19 protein-coding genes are annotated in these 18,538 nt (G+C 62.2%); 9 read left to right on the top strand and 10 right to left on the bottom strand.

Annotated elements, in window-relative coordinates; all coding sequences use genetic code 11:
* Window positions 1–5: 5 nt before the first annotated feature.
* Window positions 6–1,400 carry a Si-specific NAD(P)(+) transhydrogenase gene (gene sthA, locus AC1RQ5_RS00205; RefSeq protein ID WP_493196642.1) on the bottom strand — a complete coding sequence of 465 codons (1,395 nt, stop codon included), beginning with the start codon at window positions 1,398–1,400 and terminating at the stop codon, window positions 6–8.
* Window positions 1,401–1,605: 205 nt separating this feature from the next.
* Here sthA and AC1RQ5_RS00200 point away from each other — a divergent pair, with 205 nt between their 5' ends.
* The 5 genes from AC1RQ5_RS00200 (at window position 1,606) to AC1RQ5_RS00180 (ending at window position 6,730) form a co-directional block, all read left to right on the top strand.
* A complete protein-coding gene (locus tag AC1RQ5_RS00200) occupies window positions 1,606–1,827 on the top strand; it encodes a pentapeptide MXKDX repeat protein (RefSeq protein WP_398478099.1) in 222 nt (73 codons plus the stop codon).
* Window positions 1,828–2,014: 187 nt separating this feature from the next.
* Window positions 2,015–3,169, top strand: coding sequence for an extracellular catalytic domain type 1 short-chain-length polyhydroxyalkanoate depolymerase (locus AC1RQ5_RS00195; protein ID WP_493196641.1), 1,155 nt, complete (start codon window positions 2,015–2,017; stop codon window positions 3,167–3,169).
* 97 nt (window positions 3,170–3,266) lie between these two features.
* Window positions 3,267–5,750, top strand: coding sequence for a hybrid sensor histidine kinase/response regulator (locus AC1RQ5_RS00190; protein WP_493196640.1), 2,484 nt, complete (start codon window positions 3,267–3,269; stop codon window positions 5,748–5,750).
* Window positions 5,751–5,897: 147 nt separating this feature from the next.
* A complete protein-coding gene (locus AC1RQ5_RS00185) occupies window positions 5,898–6,317 on the top strand; it encodes a DUF1236 domain-containing protein (protein WP_493196639.1) in 420 nt (139 codons plus the stop codon).
* A gap of 164 nt (window positions 6,318–6,481) precedes the next feature.
* Entirely contained in the window at window positions 6,482–6,730 is a 249-nt protein-coding gene (locus tag AC1RQ5_RS00180) for a hypothetical protein (protein ID WP_493196638.1), read from the top strand.
* 7 nt (window positions 6,731–6,737) lie between these two features.
* Here AC1RQ5_RS00180 and AC1RQ5_RS00175 read toward each other — a convergent pair whose 3' ends face one another.
* From AC1RQ5_RS00175 to AC1RQ5_RS00165, 3 genes are all read right to left on the bottom strand, one after another.
* On the bottom strand, window positions 6,738–7,076 hold the full coding sequence (locus tag AC1RQ5_RS00175) for a hypothetical protein (protein ID WP_493196637.1): 339 nt from the start codon (window positions 7,074–7,076) through the stop codon (window positions 6,738–6,740).
* A 6-nt stretch (window positions 7,077–7,082) separates the two neighbouring features.
* Window positions 7,083–7,748, bottom strand: a complete 666-nt coding sequence (locus AC1RQ5_RS00170; protein WP_493196636.1) for an MBL fold metallo-hydrolase — start codon at window positions 7,746–7,748, stop codon at window positions 7,083–7,085.
* A gap of 208 nt (window positions 7,749–7,956) precedes the next feature.
* A complete protein-coding gene (locus AC1RQ5_RS00165) occupies window positions 7,957–9,084 on the bottom strand; it encodes a vWA domain-containing protein (RefSeq protein WP_493196635.1) in 1,128 nt (375 codons plus the stop codon).
* 170 nt (window positions 9,085–9,254) lie between these two features.
* Between AC1RQ5_RS00165 and AC1RQ5_RS00160 the strand changes: the two genes are divergently transcribed.
* Window positions 9,255–9,749 carry an MmcB family DNA repair protein gene (locus tag AC1RQ5_RS00160; RefSeq protein ID WP_493196634.1) on the top strand — a complete coding sequence of 165 codons (495 nt, stop codon included), beginning with the start codon at window positions 9,255–9,257 and terminating at the stop codon, window positions 9,747–9,749.
* A 125-nt stretch (window positions 9,750–9,874) separates the two neighbouring features.
* Here AC1RQ5_RS00160 and AC1RQ5_RS00155 read toward each other — a convergent pair whose 3' ends face one another.
* The gene (locus tag AC1RQ5_RS00155; RefSeq protein ID WP_398478080.1) at window positions 9,875–10,429 is read right to left on the bottom strand and encodes an ActR/PrrA/RegA family redox response regulator transcription factor; all 555 of its coding nucleotides are present in this window, start codon (window positions 10,427–10,429) and stop codon (window positions 9,875–9,877) included.
* A 218-nt stretch (window positions 10,430–10,647) separates the two neighbouring features.
* On the opposite strand from AC1RQ5_RS00155, the gene AC1RQ5_RS00150 reads away from it, so the two are divergent.
* A complete protein-coding gene (locus AC1RQ5_RS00150; protein WP_493196633.1) occupies window positions 10,648–11,874 on the top strand; it encodes an MFS transporter in 1,227 nt (408 codons plus the stop codon).
* 121 nt (window positions 11,875–11,995) lie between these two features.
* On the opposite strand, the gene AC1RQ5_RS00145 is transcribed toward AC1RQ5_RS00150, so the two are convergent.
* Together AC1RQ5_RS00145 and AC1RQ5_RS00140 are read right to left on the bottom strand one after the other, a co-directional pair.
* Window positions 11,996–12,493 (bottom strand): VOC family protein, encoded by a 498-nt coding sequence (locus tag AC1RQ5_RS00145; protein ID WP_493196632.1) that lies wholly within the window; start codon window positions 12,491–12,493, stop codon window positions 11,996–11,998.
* A 182-nt stretch (window positions 12,494–12,675) separates the two neighbouring features.
* Entirely contained in the window at window positions 12,676–13,227 is a 552-nt protein-coding gene (locus tag AC1RQ5_RS00140) for a carboxymuconolactone decarboxylase family protein (RefSeq protein ID WP_493196631.1), read from the bottom strand.
* Window positions 13,228–13,379: 152 nt separating this feature from the next.
* Here AC1RQ5_RS00140 and AC1RQ5_RS00135 point away from each other — a divergent pair, with 152 nt between their 5' ends.
* Together AC1RQ5_RS00135 and AC1RQ5_RS00130 are read left to right on the top strand one after the other, a co-directional pair.
* Window positions 13,380–14,564, top strand: a complete 1,185-nt coding sequence (locus AC1RQ5_RS00135; RefSeq protein ID WP_493196630.1) for an acyl-CoA dehydrogenase family protein — start codon at window positions 13,380–13,382, stop codon at window positions 14,562–14,564.
* Window positions 14,565–14,718: 154 nt separating this feature from the next.
* A complete protein-coding gene (locus tag AC1RQ5_RS00130; protein ID WP_493196629.1) occupies window positions 14,719–15,855 on the top strand; it encodes an acyl-CoA dehydrogenase family protein in 1,137 nt (378 codons plus the stop codon).
* Window positions 15,856–15,996: 141 nt separating this feature from the next.
* Here the strand turns inward: AC1RQ5_RS00130 and AC1RQ5_RS00125 are convergent, their stop codons facing one another.
* From AC1RQ5_RS00125 to AC1RQ5_RS00115, 3 genes are all read right to left on the bottom strand, one after another.
* On the bottom strand, window positions 15,997–17,037 hold the full coding sequence (locus tag AC1RQ5_RS00125) for an amino acid ABC transporter substrate-binding protein (protein ID WP_493203240.1): 1,041 nt from the start codon (window positions 17,035–17,037) through the stop codon (window positions 15,997–15,999).
* Window positions 17,038–17,101: 64 nt separating this feature from the next.
* Window positions 17,102–17,704 (bottom strand): L,D-transpeptidase, encoded by a 603-nt coding sequence (locus tag AC1RQ5_RS00120; protein ID WP_493196628.1) that lies wholly within the window; start codon window positions 17,702–17,704, stop codon window positions 17,102–17,104.
* A 186-nt stretch (window positions 17,705–17,890) separates the two neighbouring features.
* A complete protein-coding gene (locus AC1RQ5_RS00115; RefSeq protein WP_398478066.1) occupies window positions 17,891–18,502 on the bottom strand; it encodes a sigma-70 family RNA polymerase sigma factor in 612 nt (203 codons plus the stop codon).
* Window positions 18,503–18,538 lie beyond the last annotated feature (36 nt).

Raw genomic sequence — 18,538 nt, 5'->3', positions numbered from 1 at the left:
CGGGTCTATTTCGCCGTCATCCTGTTCCACGCGTCCAGCCCGGCGATCTTGTAGGCTTCCGCCAGCGTTGGATAGTTGAACGTGTTCTGGATGAAGTAGTCGATGGTGCCCTTCAAATTGAGCACGGCCTGGCCGATATGGATCAACTCCGTGGCGCCTTCGCCCAGAATATGCACGCCCAGCAGACGCTTGGTACGGGTCGAGAATATCATTTTCATCATGCCGGTGTTCAGCCCCATGATATGGCCACGTGAGGTCTCGCGGAAACGCGCGATACCGACCTCGTAAGGAATGCCCTTTTCGCGCACTTCCTCTTCAGTGAGGCCCGTGGTCGAGATCTCCGGCACCGAATAGATGCCATATGGGAAGAATTCCGGGGGCGCATGCGCGTCAATGCCAAGCGCGTGGCAGGCAGCGACGCGACCCTGTTCCATCGATGTGGAGGCGAGCGACGGAAAGCCGATCACGTCGCCGGCCGCATAGATATGCGGGATATTGGTCTGCATGGTCGTCGGATCCACCTTGATGCGGCCGCGATGATCGACCTCGATGCCGGCGGAGTCGAGCTTTAGCGCGTCGGTTGCGCCGACGCGGCCGGCGGCGAAGAGCAGCATGTCGGACGTGACATGGCGACCATCGGCGAGGTCAGTGACGATATGCCCGCTCTCGGCCAGTCTGATCGACGACACCTTCGATCCCAACCGCAATGCGACATTACGATCGCGCAGTTCATGCATGAACTCGCCGATCAGCTCCTTGTCGATGAAATCCAGAAAGCTCGATCGTGGCTCGATCAGCGTCACCGCCACGTCGAGCGCGCTGAAGATGGTCGCATATTCGACGCCGATCACGCCGGCGCCGACCACGGCGAGGCTGCGGGGCAGCTTTGGCAGTTCGACCACTTCATCGCTATCGAGCACGCTACTGCCATTGAACGGCACGTAATCCGGACGGAAAGGCCGGGTGCCACAGGCGATCAGGATTTTTGCGCCGGTGACCCGTTTGATATCGCCGCGTTCCGAGACGATCTCGATGTCGTGCGGGCCGGTGAAGCGTGCTTCGCCGTTCGCGGTGCGCACGCCGTTGCGGCTGAACTGATGCTCCAGCACTTCGACTTCGTGATTGAGCGTCTTGTGCAGCCGCGCGATCAGATCCTGTGCGCCGATATCCTGCTTGACGCGATAGCCGAGCCCGTAAAAGCCGCGCTCGCGCCAGCCGGAGAGGTTCAGCACGGTTTCACGCAGCGTCTTGGAGGGGATCGTGCCTGTATGCACCGAGACCCCGCCGACCCGCCGTCCTTTCTCCACCACCAGCACCGATTTTCCGAGCTTGGCACACTGGATGGCGGCACGCCGGCCCGATGGGCCAGAGCCGATGACGATCATATCGTAGTCATGCATGGGGCAATGTCTCGGAGGGAAATGAGCCGGCTACAAACTCATGCAGCAATCAGGCCAGACGGTGTGCGCCGACATCTCTACAACGGATTTGCGACAGTCCTTTGGCCTGGGATGTAACGTTCGCCGCGTCTGCGCGTAGGGAGAGGGGAGGAACGTGACGTTCGACATGACGTCGAGCGACGTTGCTCACCTGGGAGAAACGACCATGAAGAAAACCGTTCTCGCCGCCGTCTGCGCCGTTGCCATTGGAGTAACCCCGTTCGCTGCCATGGCGCAGGACTCCAAGATGGGCGGAGGCATGCAGAAGAGCGACGGCGCGTCGCAGGGCATGGCCAAGGACAGCATGAAGAAAGACGGCATGAAGAAAGACTCCATGCACAAGGACGGCATGAAGAAGGACAACAACATGATGATGAAGAAGAATTAGGCCTCGTCGGTGCCTCTGCCCTGCATGACCTGTCATGCAGGGCTTCTCATAATACCTTTCTTGCAAAGTATTTCTGCAGATCGCGTTTGGTTGATGGGTTTTTGAGGGCGAATCGCTATTATTTTGCAGTGCAGCAACCATATGTCGTCGGTGCTGTTGTATAAGCACGCCGACCCTAGGAGCTGCCGTGTCCCTCGCCGATAACATCGAATTCTTCCGCAACCTGCCGAAAATACCGGGTGCGATGAACGGCCTGGGGCGTACGCAGCTTCCCGCCGGTGATAGCCCGCTCGATGAAGTCACCGAGTTCGGCAGCAATCCCGGCGATCTGAAGATGTTCGTTTACGCACCGGAGCGGCTGGCGCCAAAGCCGGCCCTCGTTGTGGTGCTGCATGGTTGCACGCAAACGGCCGCTGGCTATGACATCGGCAGCGGCTGGTCGAAGCTGGCGCAGCGCTATGGCTTCGTGCTGCTGATGCCGGAGCAGAAGCGCGCCAATAACAGCAACACCTGTTTCAACTGGTTCACGCCCGAAGATATCGCGCGCGGTAGCGGCGAAGCGCTGTCGATCCGCCAGATGGTCGAACATGCCGCCATCGCCCATGGCGTCGATCCCGCCCGCATCTATATCACCGGCCTGTCGGCCGGCGGCGCCATGACCTCGGTGATGCTCGCCACCTATCCGGAGGTCTTTGCCGCCGGCGCCATTATTGCCGGCCTGCCTTATGGCGTCGCACAATCCATGCAGGAAGCGCTGGCCGGGATGTATCGTGCGCCCACCCGCAGCGCGCAGGAACTCGGCGATCTCGTCCGCAAGGCGTCGCCGCATCAAGGGCCATGGCCGCGTGTGTCGGTCTGGCATGGTGCCGCCGATCGTACCGTCAATCCTGCCAATGCCGGCGAGATCGTCAAGCAGTGGCTCGATCTGCACGGCCTGCCGGATGCGCCGATGTCGGCTGGCGATGTCGATGGCTATCCGCGCGACGTGTGGTGGAATGGCGATGGCGAGACGATGGTGGAGTCCTACACCATCACTGGAATGGCCCATGGCACGCCGCTCGCCATCGAGGGCCAGGAGGACGCGTACGGCGCGGCCACCAAATTCATGCTCGATGCCGGTATCGCATCCTCCTGGCACATTGCGAAGTTTTTTGGTCTGACCAAGCAAGCGCCGATCTACACAGCGGCCCTGGAAGAGTCGGGCACCCGACCGTCGCGCCCGCAGCAGCCGCGCGCGGACCAAGATCGCCGCAATGCGCGGCGTGATCCCCCAGGCCGGCGGGCACTCGACGTCTCCGGCACCATCACCCGCGCGCTGAAGGCGACAGGCCTCATCAAATAGTCGCTGGCCGGATCGCGCGCGGACGTTGCGATTTGCGTGCGTGATGCGCCGCGGCTAACGTCGCGCGTCAATTCATACGGATCGATTGTTCCCGCATATGGCGGCAGAGCTCAAAGAGAACCAGGTCGATTTCCTCGCCGACGGCGGCGAAATGGGCGCATTGATGCGGGCCTATGATTGGGGTTCCACGTCGATCGGCGTGCCATCCACATGGCCGCAAGGGCTGCGCACCGCGATCCGTATCCTGCTCAACACCTATCATCCGATGTTCATCTGGTGGGGCGACAATCTCATCCAGTTCTACAACGATGCCTATCGTCAAACGCTCGATGATGCGCAGCACCCGCGCGCCCTGGGCGCGTATGGCCGTGAATTCTGGCACGAAGTCTGGGCCATGGTTGGCCCGCAGGTGGATCAGGTGATGTCGGGCGGTGGCCCCACCTGGAACGAAAATCAGCAGATCCCCGTCACGCGCAATGGTAAGCTGACCCACGGCTACTGGACATATGGCTACAGCCCGCTGGATGGTGATGACGGTATCAGTGGCGTGATGGTGATCTGCCGCGACGTCACCGCTGATCATTACGCCAATCTCGCTTTGCGCGAACGCGAGGCCGAATTGGCGCGCGTGCAGGAAATCGGCAAGATCGGCGGCCTCGAAGTCGATCTGCGCACCGGTTTTCGTAACCGCCGCTCGCCGGAATATCTGCGCATCCACGGCCTGCCGCCGGACGCCACCAATGAGACCCATGAAGAATGGGTGGCCCGTGTTCATCCCGACGATCGCGAAGCGACCGAGCGCAAATTCATCGAGGCCGTGAAAAGCGGCGCCCGTGACTATGGGGTGGAATATCGCATCCATCGTCCGAGCGACGGCGAGCTGCGCTGGATCTCCGTCAAGGCAATCATCGAGCGCGACGAGGATGGCAAGCCGATCCGTCTTGTGGGCGCGCATACCGATGTCACCGAGGAAGTTCAGGCCCGTGAAGCCTTGCTGCGCAGTGAAGAGGAGGCGCGGCAACTTGCGCTCAAGCTCGCCGAGCTCAATGCCACGCTGGCCGAGCGCGTGCGCGAGAAGACGCGCGAGCGCGACCGCATCTGGAGCGTGTCGCGCGATCTCCTGATGGTCGCCGATTACGGCGGCGCCTGGCGCACCGTGAATCCGGCCTGGACCCAGGTACTCGGCTGGAGCGAAGCCGATCTGCTCGATCGCACCTCGCGCTGGCTCGAACATCCCGACGATCAGGCCAAGACCATGGCTGAGGTCGAGAGGCTCGCTTCCGGCCAGCAAACGGTGCGCTTCGAGAACCGCCTGCGCCATAAGGATGGTTCCTATCGCTGGCTGTCCTGGACCGCCGTGCCCGACGACGATCTCATTTATTGCGTGGCCCGCGACATCACCGAGGAGAAAGCCGCAGCAGAGCGGCTGAAGGCGACCGAGGAGGCCCTGCGCCAGTCGCAGAAGATGGAGGCCGTCGGCCAGCTCACCGGCGGCATTGCGCATGACTTCAACAATCTGCTCACCGGCATCGTCGGCTCGCTCGATCTGATGCAGACGCGGTTGGGGCAGAACCGCCTTGAGAGCCTGCCGCGCTATATCGATGCCGCGATGACCTCGGCCAATCGCGCGGCGGCACTGACGCATCGCCTGCTGGCTTTTGCGCGCCGGCAGCCGCTGGTGCCGAAATCGGTCGACGCCAATGCGCTGGTGGTGTCGCTGGAGGATCTGCTGCGCCGGACCATCGGCGAAAAGCTCGATCTCGATATCGCCACTGCCTCGGATCTCTGGTTCACGCTGTGCGATCCCAACCAGCTGGAAAGCGCGCTGCTGAATCTCGCCATCAATGCGCGCGACGCGATGCCCGATGGCGGCAAGCTGGTCATCGCCACGCGCAATATTCACGTCGGCACCATCACTGCCGACACGCCGGCGCTGACGCCCGGCGACTACATCTGCATCGCCGTGACCGATACCGGCACCGGCATGACGTCCGACGTGCTGGCACGCGCCTTCGACCCGTTCTTCACAACCAAGCCGATCGGGCAGGGCACCGGCCTTGGCCTGTCCATGATCTATGGTTTTGCGCGGCAGTCGAACGGGCATGTCAGTATCGACAGCCGCGTCGGCTTCGGCACCACGGTCAATGTCTATCTTCCGCGCTATGAAGGCGCTGCGTCGGAAGCGATCACCGGCAGCCAGCGCGACGAGCATCAATCGGCCGGCGAGACCGTGCTGGTGGTCGAAGACGAGCCGGTTGTGCGCTCGGTCGTGGTCGAGATGCTGCAGGACGAGGGCTACCGTGTGCTGGAAGCGGTAGATGGCCCATCGGGCCTGGCAGCATTGCGCCGCGAGCCGACCATCGATCTGCTTGTCACCGATGTCGGCCTGCCCGGCATGAACGGCCGCCAGCTCGCCGATCAGGCCCGCGAGACCAGGCCGGATCTCAAGATCCTGTTCATCACCGGCTACGCCGAAAGCGTCGCCATGGCGGAAGGCTTTCTACTGCCTGGCATGGAAATGATCACCAAGCCATTCGATCTGGATGTGCTGTCGCGGCGCATCCGCGCCATGGTGACTTAGCCGATCCCCGCATCGGCAATCGGTTCCCCCGCGCACGCGAAAAATTCCCGTTCGACGCGCGTGTTTCCGCGTTTCTATCTCCGGAACCATTGCCCGGCGACGCGCTTGTCGTGCCGCAATATATGCAATCGCAAAATGGAGATCATCATGATCCGCCGTCTTCTTGGAACTGCCGCCATCGTTGCCACGATGGCACTTCCTGCCGTCGCTCAGGCCCAGGGCGTTCCCGGTGGCATCGAGCGTGGCGCACGCGATGGTGAGCGTGCGGCCGGCCCGATCGGCGCCATTGTCGGTGGCACCGTCGGCGGTGTTGTCGGCGGCGTTGCCGGCATCCTTGGTGTCGATGACCGCCCGCGTTTCCGTAGCTATGTGGTCGATCAGCGTCGCCCGTCCTACACCTATGATAGTGATGTCCGCGTCGGCGCGGTGCTGCCCGCCAGCGGTGTGACCTATTACGAGGTGCCGGCTGAATATTCGGCCGCCCGCGAATATCGCTACACGGTGGTGAATGGCCGTACGGTGCTGGTCGAGCCGCGCTCGCACCGTATCGTCGAAGTGATCGACTAAGAGTCGTCCACCTGACTCATTGAGAGCAACGCATCTCCCAAACTGCAGGTCGTCCCGGTCGGGCGGCCTGCCTTGTTTTGTAGGCCAACTAATCACTGCGACAAATCTGCGGGGCGCCACAGCTCGTGCAACTTTTCGTCACATTTGGCGTTACTAAAACCATGATGACGAAGCCAGATACTTGGTATGTTGCATTTGGACCGGACCGGACGATCAAGTCCGATACCCGCGCGACGGGGCCGGCCCGCACCACCAAAACATTCAAATCCGAAATCGATGCCAAGGTCTTTGCGCGCGAGATCATGGCAAAGGGCTGGACCGCCACGGCCGGCACGCTGAATCCCGTTCAGCCCAAGCGGACCATTGCCGCTTCGCAGATTGACGACTGGATCAATCTTGATCGCGTCGGCTAGCCGGCCCTCAGATCACTTCGTAAGCAAACAGCAGGATGATCAACGTCACGGCGACCAGGCCGCCGAGAAAGCACTGGTCGGCCACTGCCTCATAGCGCGCCGCTGTATGCGGTCGGCCCGCATTGCGCATCGATGCATAGGACGCCACGGCGCCGGCGAGAAAGAATATCGATGCCAGCGCCGCATATTCATCGACCCGGCTGGGGCCGATATCGGGCTCCATCACTTTCACCAGGCCGATCACGGTGGCGCAGACACCAATCATCGTGCCGGAGCTCGGCAGGATATGTTTTGAGAGCGCCTTGTCCCTCGCGATCTCGGCCTTCGGTATGTGCTCCTCAGGCATGATCGGTCAGGCCATCCCGGTGAGGAACGGATTAGTCATCCGCTCCTGGCCGATGCTGGATCCCGGACCGTGGCCGCAGATGAAGCCGACATCATCACCGAGCGGGATCAGCTTGGTCGTGATCGAATTGATCAGCGTCTCGTGGCTGCCGCCAGGCAGATCCGTGCGACCGACCGAGCCGGCAAACAGCACATCGCCCACATGGGCGAATTTCATCTCCTTGCTGTAGTAAACAACGCTGCCTGGCGAATGGCCGGGGCAATGCAGGATGTCGAAGGAGAGCCCGCCGATGCTGACTTTGTCGCCTTCGTTGAGCCAGCGATCCGGTTTGAAGTTGCGAACACCGGTGATGCCGTAATTGGCGCCAGAGGATTCGACATTGTCGAGCAGGTAATCGTCGGCCTGGTGCGGGCCGATGATCTCGACCTTCAGCGCATCGCGTAATTCGGCAGCGCCGCCGACATGGTCGATATGGCCGTGGGTGATCCAGATCTGCTCGACTTTCACATCGGCTTTCGCGATGGCTTCGAGGATCAGCGGCACGTCGCCGCCGGGATCGATCACGACGGCCTGCCGGGTGGCTTCATCCCACAGGAGCATGCAGTTCTGCTGAAACAGCGTGACGGGAATGATGGTGCCGCCCGCCTGGGCCTTGGGTGCGTTCTGTGTCATCGCGCCACAATGCCGATTTTTATCCGAGAGGGAAGAGCCCCTCACCCGAAACCTTCGGTTTCGACCTCTCCCCGGTGGGGAGAGGTGTCCGAGCGTCGTTGCGAAGTTTCTAGATGTTTGGCGAGCATCGTAGCCGCTTCACCTTCCCCACCGGGGAGAGGTCGGATCGCACGTGCGATCCGGGTGAGGGGGCTACGCTCCGTCCGAACTACTTCTTCAACTGCACTTTCAACGTCGCCTCCACTTCGCGGTCAAACGACGAAGCCTTTGGGGCCGCCGTCTTGTCGCGTTGGGCGGCCACATAGGCATCGCGCTTGGCGACCAGTGCCGCGAGCTTGGTGTTCAGTTCCTTACGCACTGCCATCTGCTTGCCGAGTTCGGCCGTGCGATCCTGCATTGACAGTTTTCGCAGCGAATCCGGCAATTCCTCATCCTTGATACCATCAAGCTTCTTGCCGCCCGAGGCCACGTCGCTCACCAGATCACCGCCGCCGGTCACGGCCTCCGACGACACCTTCGCCTTCTTGTTGATGTAGCTCGCCATGTCAGACGCCGATGCCGGCGCCGCGCGCGCGACCTCCGTCAGCTGTCGCGTCTTCTCCTCGGTGCGCTTCTGCAGCGCACGCGGGCCATAGGGGATCACCGTCTTGTTGATCTCGTTCTGCAGGATGATGATCTCCTCATCGTAGGGCGTCTCGATGATCACCACCTGTCCGCCATCCTGCGGGATGGCCATGAAGCGGCCATCGCCGCGCTGGGCCACATCGCGCCAGACGCGTTCGGTATCACGGGCGCCGCCGGTCAGCACCGCATTGACGATGATGTCCTTCTGCTGCGCCACCTTCATCGTGGTCTCGTATTTGGTGTCCTGCGCATAATCCATATGCGGCGGGGCGTCGCCGACCAGGAACACGATGCGGCGGGCATCGCTGCCTTTGGTCCATTGCAGCTTGTTGACGGCGACATCGAGCGCTTCGTTGACGCTTTCGGGCCAATCGCCGCCGCCCTGCGCACGCACCTGCAGCAGGTTGGCGTAGAGGTCCTGGATGTCGGTGGTGAGGTCGAATTTCTTTGTCACATAGTCATCGCCGATATCGCGATAGGCGACGAGGCCAATGCGGATCTCAGCGTCCGGATTCTGGTCGAGGATTGAGGTCGCGATCGACCAGATTTTTCGCTTGGCGCCTTCGATCAGGCCGGCCATGGAGCCGGTCGTATCGAGCACAAAAGCGACTTCGACAGTGGGTTTTGCGTGCGAAATCGACGCGAACAGGACTTGCGGCAAACTTGCGGCAGCGGCGATCAGAGCGACGCGGCCGATACGGGCTAAACTCATGGAATGTCTCCGGTTCTTTCGCTTGATCACGCGCGCGTGAGCGTGCTTTGCGGTTTCAGGCGCCGGTTTGGTTTGGTGCGGCAACACAGAGGCAGCACAGCGGCATTCCAGCGGCCGGCGTCTGCGGGGCGTATTGGGCGCTCCTGCTGAAATCGGCTAAGTTCGTCGCCATGGAATCGACCGCCGTTCAAAGCCCGACGCTGATTTTCGACCGCCGCCAGTCCGAGACGGCATTGGCCATCGCGCGCGGAACCGTGCGCCTGCTGCGCTCGCTCGGATTCTCATGCGTGGCGGAGCTGTCGCTGCCGTCGGGGCGGCGGGCGGATCTGGTGGCGATGAACGAGAAGGGCGAGATCTGGATCGTCGAGATCAAGTCATCGGTGGAAGATCTGCGCGCGGACCAGAAATGGCCGGACTACCGCACCCATTGCGACCGGCTGTTCTTCGCCTTCACGCAGGATCTGCCCTGCGAGATTTTTCCCGGCGACACCGGACTCATCGTGGCGGATGCCTATGGCGCGCATGTGCAATGCGAGGCGCCGGAGCACAAGCTTCCTGCGGCCACGCGCAAGTCGATGATGCTGCGATTTGCAATGACGGCAGCCCACAGATTGAACAGGCTGCACGACCCTCAAGGTCATGCAGCCTGGCCGAATGAGTTTTAGCTATCTCAATCCCTCATGGTGAGGAGGCGCACAGCGTCGTCTCGAACCATGAGTTGCTTGGTCCATCCTTCAAGACGCCGCGCTGTGCGCGGCTCCTCAGGATGAGGGGGGAGTGTGTAGCTCTCTTACCTCGGCGCGCGTTTCGCGAGGATGCGCTGCAGGGTGCGGCGATGCATGTTGAGGCGGCGCGCGGTTTCCGAGACGTTGCGGTTGCACATCTCATAGATGCGCTGGATGTGCTCCCAGCGCACGCGATCCGCCGACATCGGATTGTTCGGCAATTCCGACTTGTCGCTATCGATCGCGAGCAATGCATTGACGACGTCGTCGGCATCGGCCGGCTTCGACAGATAGTCGACGGCGCCCATCTTCACCGCGGTGACGGCGGTGGCGATGTTGCCATAGCCGGTGAGCACGATGGCGCGGGCGTCCGGGCGCTGCTGCTTCAATGCGGAGACGACATCGAGGCCGTTGCCATCACCGAGGCGAAGATCGACCACGGCGAAAGCCGGCGCCGACTTGCCGATGTGAGCAAGTCCGTCGGAGACGGTATCGCAGGAGGTGACGGTAAAACCGCGGGTCTCCATCGCGCGTGACAGGCGTTCCAGAAACGGCTTGTCGTCCTCAACGATCAGGAGCGAGCGGTCGGTCTGTTCGGTCACTTCGGCAAGAGCGTTCACGGTTTCAAATCCTCCATCTGCAATCTTCCCTAGCATATGGCGTCGCAGACTTCATCTGCCAAGAACGTGAACATTTGGATAGCTTGCAAGCGAAGTTAAAAAACGCAGGCTTTTTCGCGGGAAAACGGGTGGTGAACGCCTGGAACGATGCTAAATCTGCGCGGCGTGATGTCGCAGAGCAGCATGCATCGGGGAAATATCAAGAAAGCAGATCCGGAATGGACGCGACTTCACAGGGGAAGAATGACGAGGCTTCGATTCGTTACGAAGGCTGGCGGATCGTCGGTGTCTGCTTCGTTCTTGCGACTTTCGGATGGGCGCTCGGCTTCTATGGACAGAGCGTCTATCTTGCGGAACTCCAGCGCGTTCATGGCTGGCCGGCCTCGACCATCGCCACGGCCACCACCTTTTTCTATCTCGTCGGCGCGTTGCTGGTCGCCTTTGTCAGCGAGGCGATGCGCGCGCTCGGGCCGCGCAACACTCTGCTTGCCGGCGTCGGCATGCTCAGCGTCGCGACCCTCCTGCTGGGCCAGATCACGGCGCCATGGCAACTCTACGCGGTGAATGTGCTGCTCGCTTTCGGCTGGGCCGGCACCAGTCTCGGCGCCATCACCAACACGCTCGGCATGTGGTTCGACAAGAAGCGCGGCATGGCCATCAGCCTCGCGCTCAATGGCGCGAGCTTTGGCGGCATCGTCGGGGTGCCGCTGCTGGTGGCCGCGAGCAATGCGTTCGGCTTTGCCGGCGCAACGATGGCGGCGGTTGGTGCAATGCTGTTGCTGCTGGTGCCGGTCATCATCTTGTTCGTCGGTCACCCACCGCATCGCGCGACCATCGGCAATGTCGCAGCAGCGGATGCGCCGTCATCGACGCGCATTCGCGCGCAGGCGATGCGCGATGTCGCCTTCCTCACGGTCACCATCGCGTTCGCGCTCGGGCTGTTCGCGCAAGTCGGCTTCATCGTTCACCTGATCTCGTTTCTCGATCCGGTGATCGGCCGTGAGCGCGCAGCAGCCGCGATATCGCTGATGACCGTGATGGCGGTGGTCGGCCGTGTGCTGTTCTCGACGGTGATCGACCGGCTCAATCAGCGGATGGCAGCGGCATTCTCGTTTGTCAGTCAGGGCGTGGCGCTGGTGATCGTCATCAATTTCCACAACGACGCGCTGATCTTCTTCGCCTGCGCGCTGTTCGGCTTCTCGGTGGGAAACCTGATCACACTGCCGGCGCTGATCGTGCAGCGCGAATTCGATCCGCGCTCATTCGGTGTGCTGGTGAGCTTGATTACGTCGGTGACGCAGGTGACCTACGCTTTCGGACCGGGCATCGTCGGCTGGCTGCGCGATCTTTCGGGGAGCTATAGCGTGCCGTTCTTTAGCTGCATGGCGCTGCAGATGATGGCGGCCGTGATGATCATGGTGCGGGGGCGGGCCGTGAAACTCTGATCCTCATGGTGAGGAGGCGCGAAGCGCCGTCTCGAACCATGAGATTGTGGCGCTCCGGAGTTTGCGGCCATCCTTCGAGACGCGCGCGAGGGCGCGCTCCTCAGGATGAGGAGGAGTGTTGTTATGCCTCCCTTGCCTTCAACAAATCCTCCACATCCAGCCGCTTCGTGAACATCGCGATCTCGCCATTGGCATCGCGCGGCCATTCGTTTTCCGGGCGGTCCCAATACAGCTCCACGCCGTTCTGGTCGGGATCGCGCAGATACAGCGCCTGGCTGACACCGTGATCGCTGGCGCCGTCGAGCTGGATGCCGGCTTCGAGCACGCGGTGCAGGGCATCGGCGAGCGCCGCGCGGGTCGGATACAGGATGGCGGTGTGGAACAGGCCGGTGGTGCCGGGCGCCGGTGGGTGCCCGCCTTTGCTTTCCCAGGTGTTGAGGCCGATGTGATGGTGATAGTCGCCGGCGGCGATGAACACCGCTTGGTCGCCATAGCGCTGCTTGACCTGGAAGCCGAGCACGTCGCGATAGAAGCCGAGCGCGCGGTCGAGATCGGCGACCTTGAGATGCACATGCCCGATCCTGGTGCCGGCGGGGATCGGCGGGTTGGTGGCGGGCATGAGAGGCTCCTGAGTGATGTGATGCTCGCAAAGAGCTAGGCACCGAATCAGTGGATGGGTAGAGCGTCCTCGCGAAACCCATCGTTTCCGGAAATAGCGCGAACGTAGGATGGGTTGAGCGTCAGCGATACCCATCAGGGCTTGGCGCATGCGGTGATGGGTTTCGCTTCGCTCAACCCATCCTACGAAGAGGCAAGCTCCGATACCTGCCCATCCGGCAAGCCGAACTCATACGTGTTCAGCGTCATCGACACCATCGTGTAATAGCCGCACAACCCGATGATCTCCGCCAGCGCCTTGGCGCCGAGTACCTCATTGGCTTCATCGTAAAGCGGCTTCGACAGTCCCTGCGCCTCGTGCAGCGATTTCGCGACATCGTAGATCACGCGCTCCCTCGTCTCGCCGAATGTCGGCGTACGACGGTTCTTGATGTCCTCGATGATGGCCGGATCGAGGCCGGCATTGAGCGCAAACCGCTTGTGGGCATACCATTCGAAATGCGCCGTCCAGTGGCGAGCGGTGACCAGGATCGCAAGCTCGGCATGGGCATCCGACAGTGACGTATCGTAGCGCAGAAACGCGCCGAGGCGCGTGGCGTGGCGCGCCATTTCCGGGCTGGCGAGCCACGCCATCATCGGCTCCGGCGGCTTGCCGCGCTTGCTGGCGATAGATTCGTCATAGATCGCTTTCTGGTCGGCGGACATTTCGCCAGGCGAAAGAAGTTTCAGGCGCATCGCGTTTCCTCGTCTTGGTCTTGTTGGCAACGAAACTAACGGTTCTTCGCAAGCCACCACAAGCCATTGAATTCCACGGTCTGGCGGGTAAGCTTCGCGCCAACAACAATGCGGGCGCCCCACGCTTGCGCACAAACAACAGGAAACACCCGATGCCGGATCTCGATCAATTCCGCAGCGACACCCGCGCCTGGCTGGAAGCGAACTGCCCGCCGGAGATGCGCAAGCCCGTCACGGCCGACGAGGATGTGTTCTGGGGCGGCCGCAACACCAAATTTGCATCGGAGCCGCAGCGCCTCTGGTTCGAGCGCATGCGCGACAAGGGCTGGACCGTGCCGGACTGGCCGAAGCAATATGGCGGCGGCGGCCTCGATGGCGCCGAGGCGAAAGTGTTGCGGGAGGAGATGGCAAGGATCGGCGCGCGGCCACCGCTGTCGAGTTTTGGCATCTGGATGCTCGGGCCGGCGCTGTTGAAATATGGCAATGACGCGCTGAAGCAGGAGCATCTGCCGAAGATCGCGGCGGGCCTGATCCGCTGGTGCCAGGGCTATTCCGAGCCCAATGCGGGCTCCGATCTCGCCTCGCTGCAGACGCGCGCCGAGAGCGACGGCGATCACTATGTGATCAACGGCTCGAAGATCTGGACGTCTTACGCGAATTACGCCGACTGGATCTTCTGTCTGGTGCGCACCGATGGCGCTGCCAAGAAGCATGACGGCATCAGCTTCATCCTGTTCGACATGGCGTCCACGGGCGTCTCGACCAAGCCGATCCTGCTGATCTCCGGCAGGTCGCCGTTCTGCGAGACCTTCTTCGACAATGTGCGTGTGCCGAAGTCGCATGTGGTCGGCACCGTCAATCGCGGCTGGGATGTCGCAAAGTATCTGCTGCAGCATGAGCGGGCGATGATCTCCGGCATGGGCGAGCGCGGCGTCGGCCGTCCGCTCGGCCAGGTCGCCGCGGATACGGTCGGTGTCGATGGTGAAGGCAGGCTCGACGATGCGATGCTGCGCGGGCAGATCGCGACATTCGAGGTGGATGAAGCGGCGCTGTCCTGTGCGGCCGAGCGCGCGGTGGATCTCGCCAAGGCGGGGCAGGGCCATCCCGCGTTTTCGTCGGCGATGAAATATTACGGCACCGAGCTCAACAAGCGCCGCCACGAAATCCTGATGTCGGCCGGCGGCAGCGGCGCGCTGGAATGGGAGAGCGAGCGGTCGCATGAGGGTGCCAAGCCGCGCGCCTGGCTGCGGACAAAGGCGAATTCCATCGAAGGCGGCACCAGTGAAGTCATGCTGGGGATTGTCGCCAAGCGCATTCTGGATTTGCCAGGGGCATGAGCTGCCTCCCACTCCGCCCTCATCCTGAGGAGCGGCCGCAGGCCGCGTCTCGAAGGATGGCGACGGAGCTCCGCATCCTTATGGTTCGAGACGGCGCTGTGCGCCTCCTCACCATGAGGGGACCGAGATAACCCTTTCAACGTCGGATCATCCCATGCCTCTCCTCCTCAACGACGAACAGACCATGCTTCGCGACAGCGCACGCGGTTTCATCGGCGATAAAGCGCCGATTGCTCATTTCCGGCAGCTGCGCGACAGCAAGGACGAAACAGGTTTCTCCCGCGCGCATTGGAAGACCTTTGCCGAGATGGGCTTTGCCGGCCTGCTGGTGCCGGAAGCCCATGGCGGCAGCGGGCTCGGCGCTGTCGAGGCCGGTGTCATCATGGAAGAAATCGGGCGCACGCTGATGCCGTCGCCATTCTTCGCCACGTCGGTGCTAGCGGTCACCGCGCTCCGTGGCGGCAGCGAGGCGCAGCAGGCGGCGTATCTGCCGAAGATCGCGGAGGGCGCGCTGCTCGCGGCGCTGGCTGTGGATGAAGGCAACAAGCATCGTCCGCTGAACATCGCGCTCAAGGCCGAGCGTTCCGGCAATGGCTTCAAGCTCAACGGCGACAAGGCGTTTGTGATCGACGGCCATACCGCCGATCTCCTGATCGTCGCGGCGCGCAGCGGCGGCAGTGCCGGCGAGCGCGAGGGGCTGACACTGTTCGCCATCGACCCCAAGGCCAAGGGTATCGCGATTGAACGCACGGTTATGGTGGACGCGCATAATGCGGCGCGGATCGTGTTCGACAATGTGGCCGTTGATGCGGATAGCGTGCTGGGCGAGGTCGATCAGGGCGGTGCGCTGCTCGATCGTGTGCTGAATATCGGTCGTGGTGCAGTCGCAGCTGAAATGGTTGGTCTGTCGGACGAGGTGTTCGGCCGCACGGTGACCTATCTCAAGGAGCGCAAGCAGTTCGGCAAGCTGATTGGCGAATTCCAGGCGCTGCAGCATCGCGCGGCGCATCTCTATACGGAGATCGAGGTGACGCGGGCGGCGGCGATGAAGGCGCTGCAATTGCTCGATGCCGATGCGCCGAATGCGGCGGCGGCCGTTGCTGTGGCGAAAGCCAAGGCCGGCACGACGGCGACGCTGGCGGTGCAGGAGGGCGTGCAGATGCATGGCGGCATGGGCATGACCGACCAGTTCGATGTCGGCCTGTTCATGAAGCGCGCGCGGGTGTGCCAGGAATTGCTGGGAGACAGCAATTATCACGCTGATCAATTGGCGAAGATGAAGAAGTATTGAGGGGGCAACATCCTTTGTCTGTCATCACCCGCGAAAGCGGGTGATCCAGTAAACACCGACGCCGCGGTGCTATTGCTGATGTGAGTGTCTACTGGATCGCCCGGTCAAGCCGGGCGATGACAGTGAGAGGGGGGAGTTAAATCACCTGATCGGCGGCGCGTATTGGATGCCGCCATTGCTCCAGGTCTGGTTCAATCCCCGCGGGATCTTCAGCTTCGAGCCGTCGCCGACATTGCGCTCATACACCTCGCCGTAATTGCCGACATGGCGGATGATGCGGGCGGCCCAGTCCTTCGACAGGCCGAGATCCTCGCCATAGGCGCCATCGGTGCCGACCAGGCGCATCACGTCGGGCTTCTTCGACTTCAGCGCTTCGTCGATATTCTTTGAGGTGATGCCGAGCTCCTCGGCATTGATCATCGCATAGAGCGTCCATTTCACGATCATCATCCAGTCGTCGTCGCGCTGGCGGACGACGGGAGCCAGCGGCTCCTTCGAGATGACATCGGGCAGGATCACATGATCATCCGGCTTCGCCAGCGTCAGGCGCAGGGCATAGAGCTGGGAGGCGTCGGCGGTGAAGGTGTCGCACTGGCCGGAATTATAGGCCTTCAGCACGTCCTCCAGCTTCGGGAATTTCACTTCGGTGTATTTGATGTTGTTGGCGCGGAAGTAGTCCTGCGCATTCAGCACCGTCGTGGTGTTGTCCTGGACACAGACCTTGCTGCCATCGAGCTCCAGCGCCGAGTCGATATTGCGCGACTTCGGGATCATGAAGCTCTGGCCGTCGTAATAGGAGACGGCGGGGAAATAGAGTGCCAGATTGCTTTCGCGCGACATGCTCCAGGTGGTGTTGCGCGCGAGAATGTCGATCTTGCGGCTCTGCAGCTCCTTGAAGCGCTCATTGGCATCGAGGCCGACGAATTTCACTTTCTTCGGATCATCGAAGATGGCGGCGGCCACCGCGCGACAGAAGTCGACATCGAAGCCGGTCCAGTTGCCCTGGGCGTCCGGCGCCGAGAAGCCCGGCAGGCTCTGATTGACGCCGCACAGCACGGCGTCGCGCTTGACGGTGCGTTTCAGCGTCTTGGTGTCGTAGCGTTCATAGGTGATCGCGGCGGCAGCCACGGCGGTGGCGACCGCGAGGCCGATGGCAAGGCCGGTCACGAAAGTGCGTTTCATCGCCATGAGCGGTCAGCCCCCTGATTGTCTGGCAGAATGTGATGCAAAGGATGAGCGGCAGCGCTCAGATTTCCGGCTTCTGCCGGATCACGACCTTGGTGCCGACAGGCACGCGCTCATAGAGATCGCTGACATCGGCATTGACGAGACGGAAGCAGCCGGAGGAGACAGCGGTGCCGATGGTGTCGGGCCGGTTGGTGCCGTGGATGCGATAGACGGTGGCGCCGAGATAGAGCGCGCGGGCACCCATGGGATTGCCGGGGCCGCCGGCCATGAAGCGCGGCAGATAAGGCTGGCGCTGGATCATTTCCGCGGGCGGCGTCCAGTCCGGCCACTCCGCCTTGCGCGAGATTTTCACAAGGCCCTGCCACTGGAAACCGTCGCGGCCGACACCGATGCCGTAGCGCATGGCGCGGCCGTTGCCCTGCACGAGATACAGATAGCGTTCGTTGGTGGAGATGATGATGGTGCCGGGTGGCTCGGTGGTGCGGTAGAGCACCATCTGCTTCTGGAATTCCGGCGGCAACTCGATGGAGTCGTCGGCGATCAGGCCGGGCTCGTCGCCGACATCGGGGCGCTGCATCTGCGCGCTGGCATGCGTGATCGACAATGTCAGTCCGGCTGCTGCAATGACAGCAAGCCCGAGCAGGCGGCGGAGGTCGATCATCCGGTCTCTCCCGATTTGACGGTACGGCAGTGCATAGCATCGCAGCACAAGCACGTGAACCCGTGAATTACCGGCATGGTCGTTGGCGGGAGTGACGATTTGATTAAAAGCGCGGGCAAACAAAAACCCGGAGCAGGAGGCATCCTGTCCGGGTGGAGGCTTGGAGGTTGGGAGGAAAAAGCTGGATTACGCCGCAATACTGTCGATGCCGGCATTGCGCAGGAGATCGGCGAGCTGCTTGCGGGCATAGAACATGCGCGTCTTCACGGTGGAGGCGGGGATGCCGACGATTCCGGCGACTTCTTCCACCGACTTCTCGTGATAGTAGACGAGATTGACAATCTCGCGGTGCGCCGGCGAGAGCTTGGCGACGCAGGCGCGCAGGATTTCGCTGGTGCGGCTGCGGTCCAGGGAGGCTTCCGGCGTGTCGGCGCTGTCGGCGACGTCCATCACCTCGTCCTGGTCGATATCCTCATAGCGGCGCTGGCGTAGCGCGGTAAGCGCCTTGAAGCGCGCGATCGACAGCAGCCAGGTGGAGACCTGCGAGCGGCCCTCGAACTGGCTGGCGGTGCGCCACACGTCGAGGAACACCTGGCTGACCAGATCTTCGGTCGCGGTGACGTCGCGCAGCATGCGCAATACGAAGCGATAGACCCGGACATTGTGACGGGCATAGAGCGTGTGCATCGCGGAGCGATCGCCCTCGGCGATGCGTTCCAGCAGCATCTCGTCCGTGGTGGCCCGAGCGGTGATGATGCCCTGACGGCCTGCGGCGTTGAGTGCGATGACGTTCTGCATGACTGGCTCCCGGTGAAACGCCGGTGATGGGCGTTT

Source organism: Tardiphaga sp. GW821-FHT12E02 (assembly GCF_058807155.1).
This window is presented reverse-complemented; position numbering and strand designations above follow the sequence as displayed.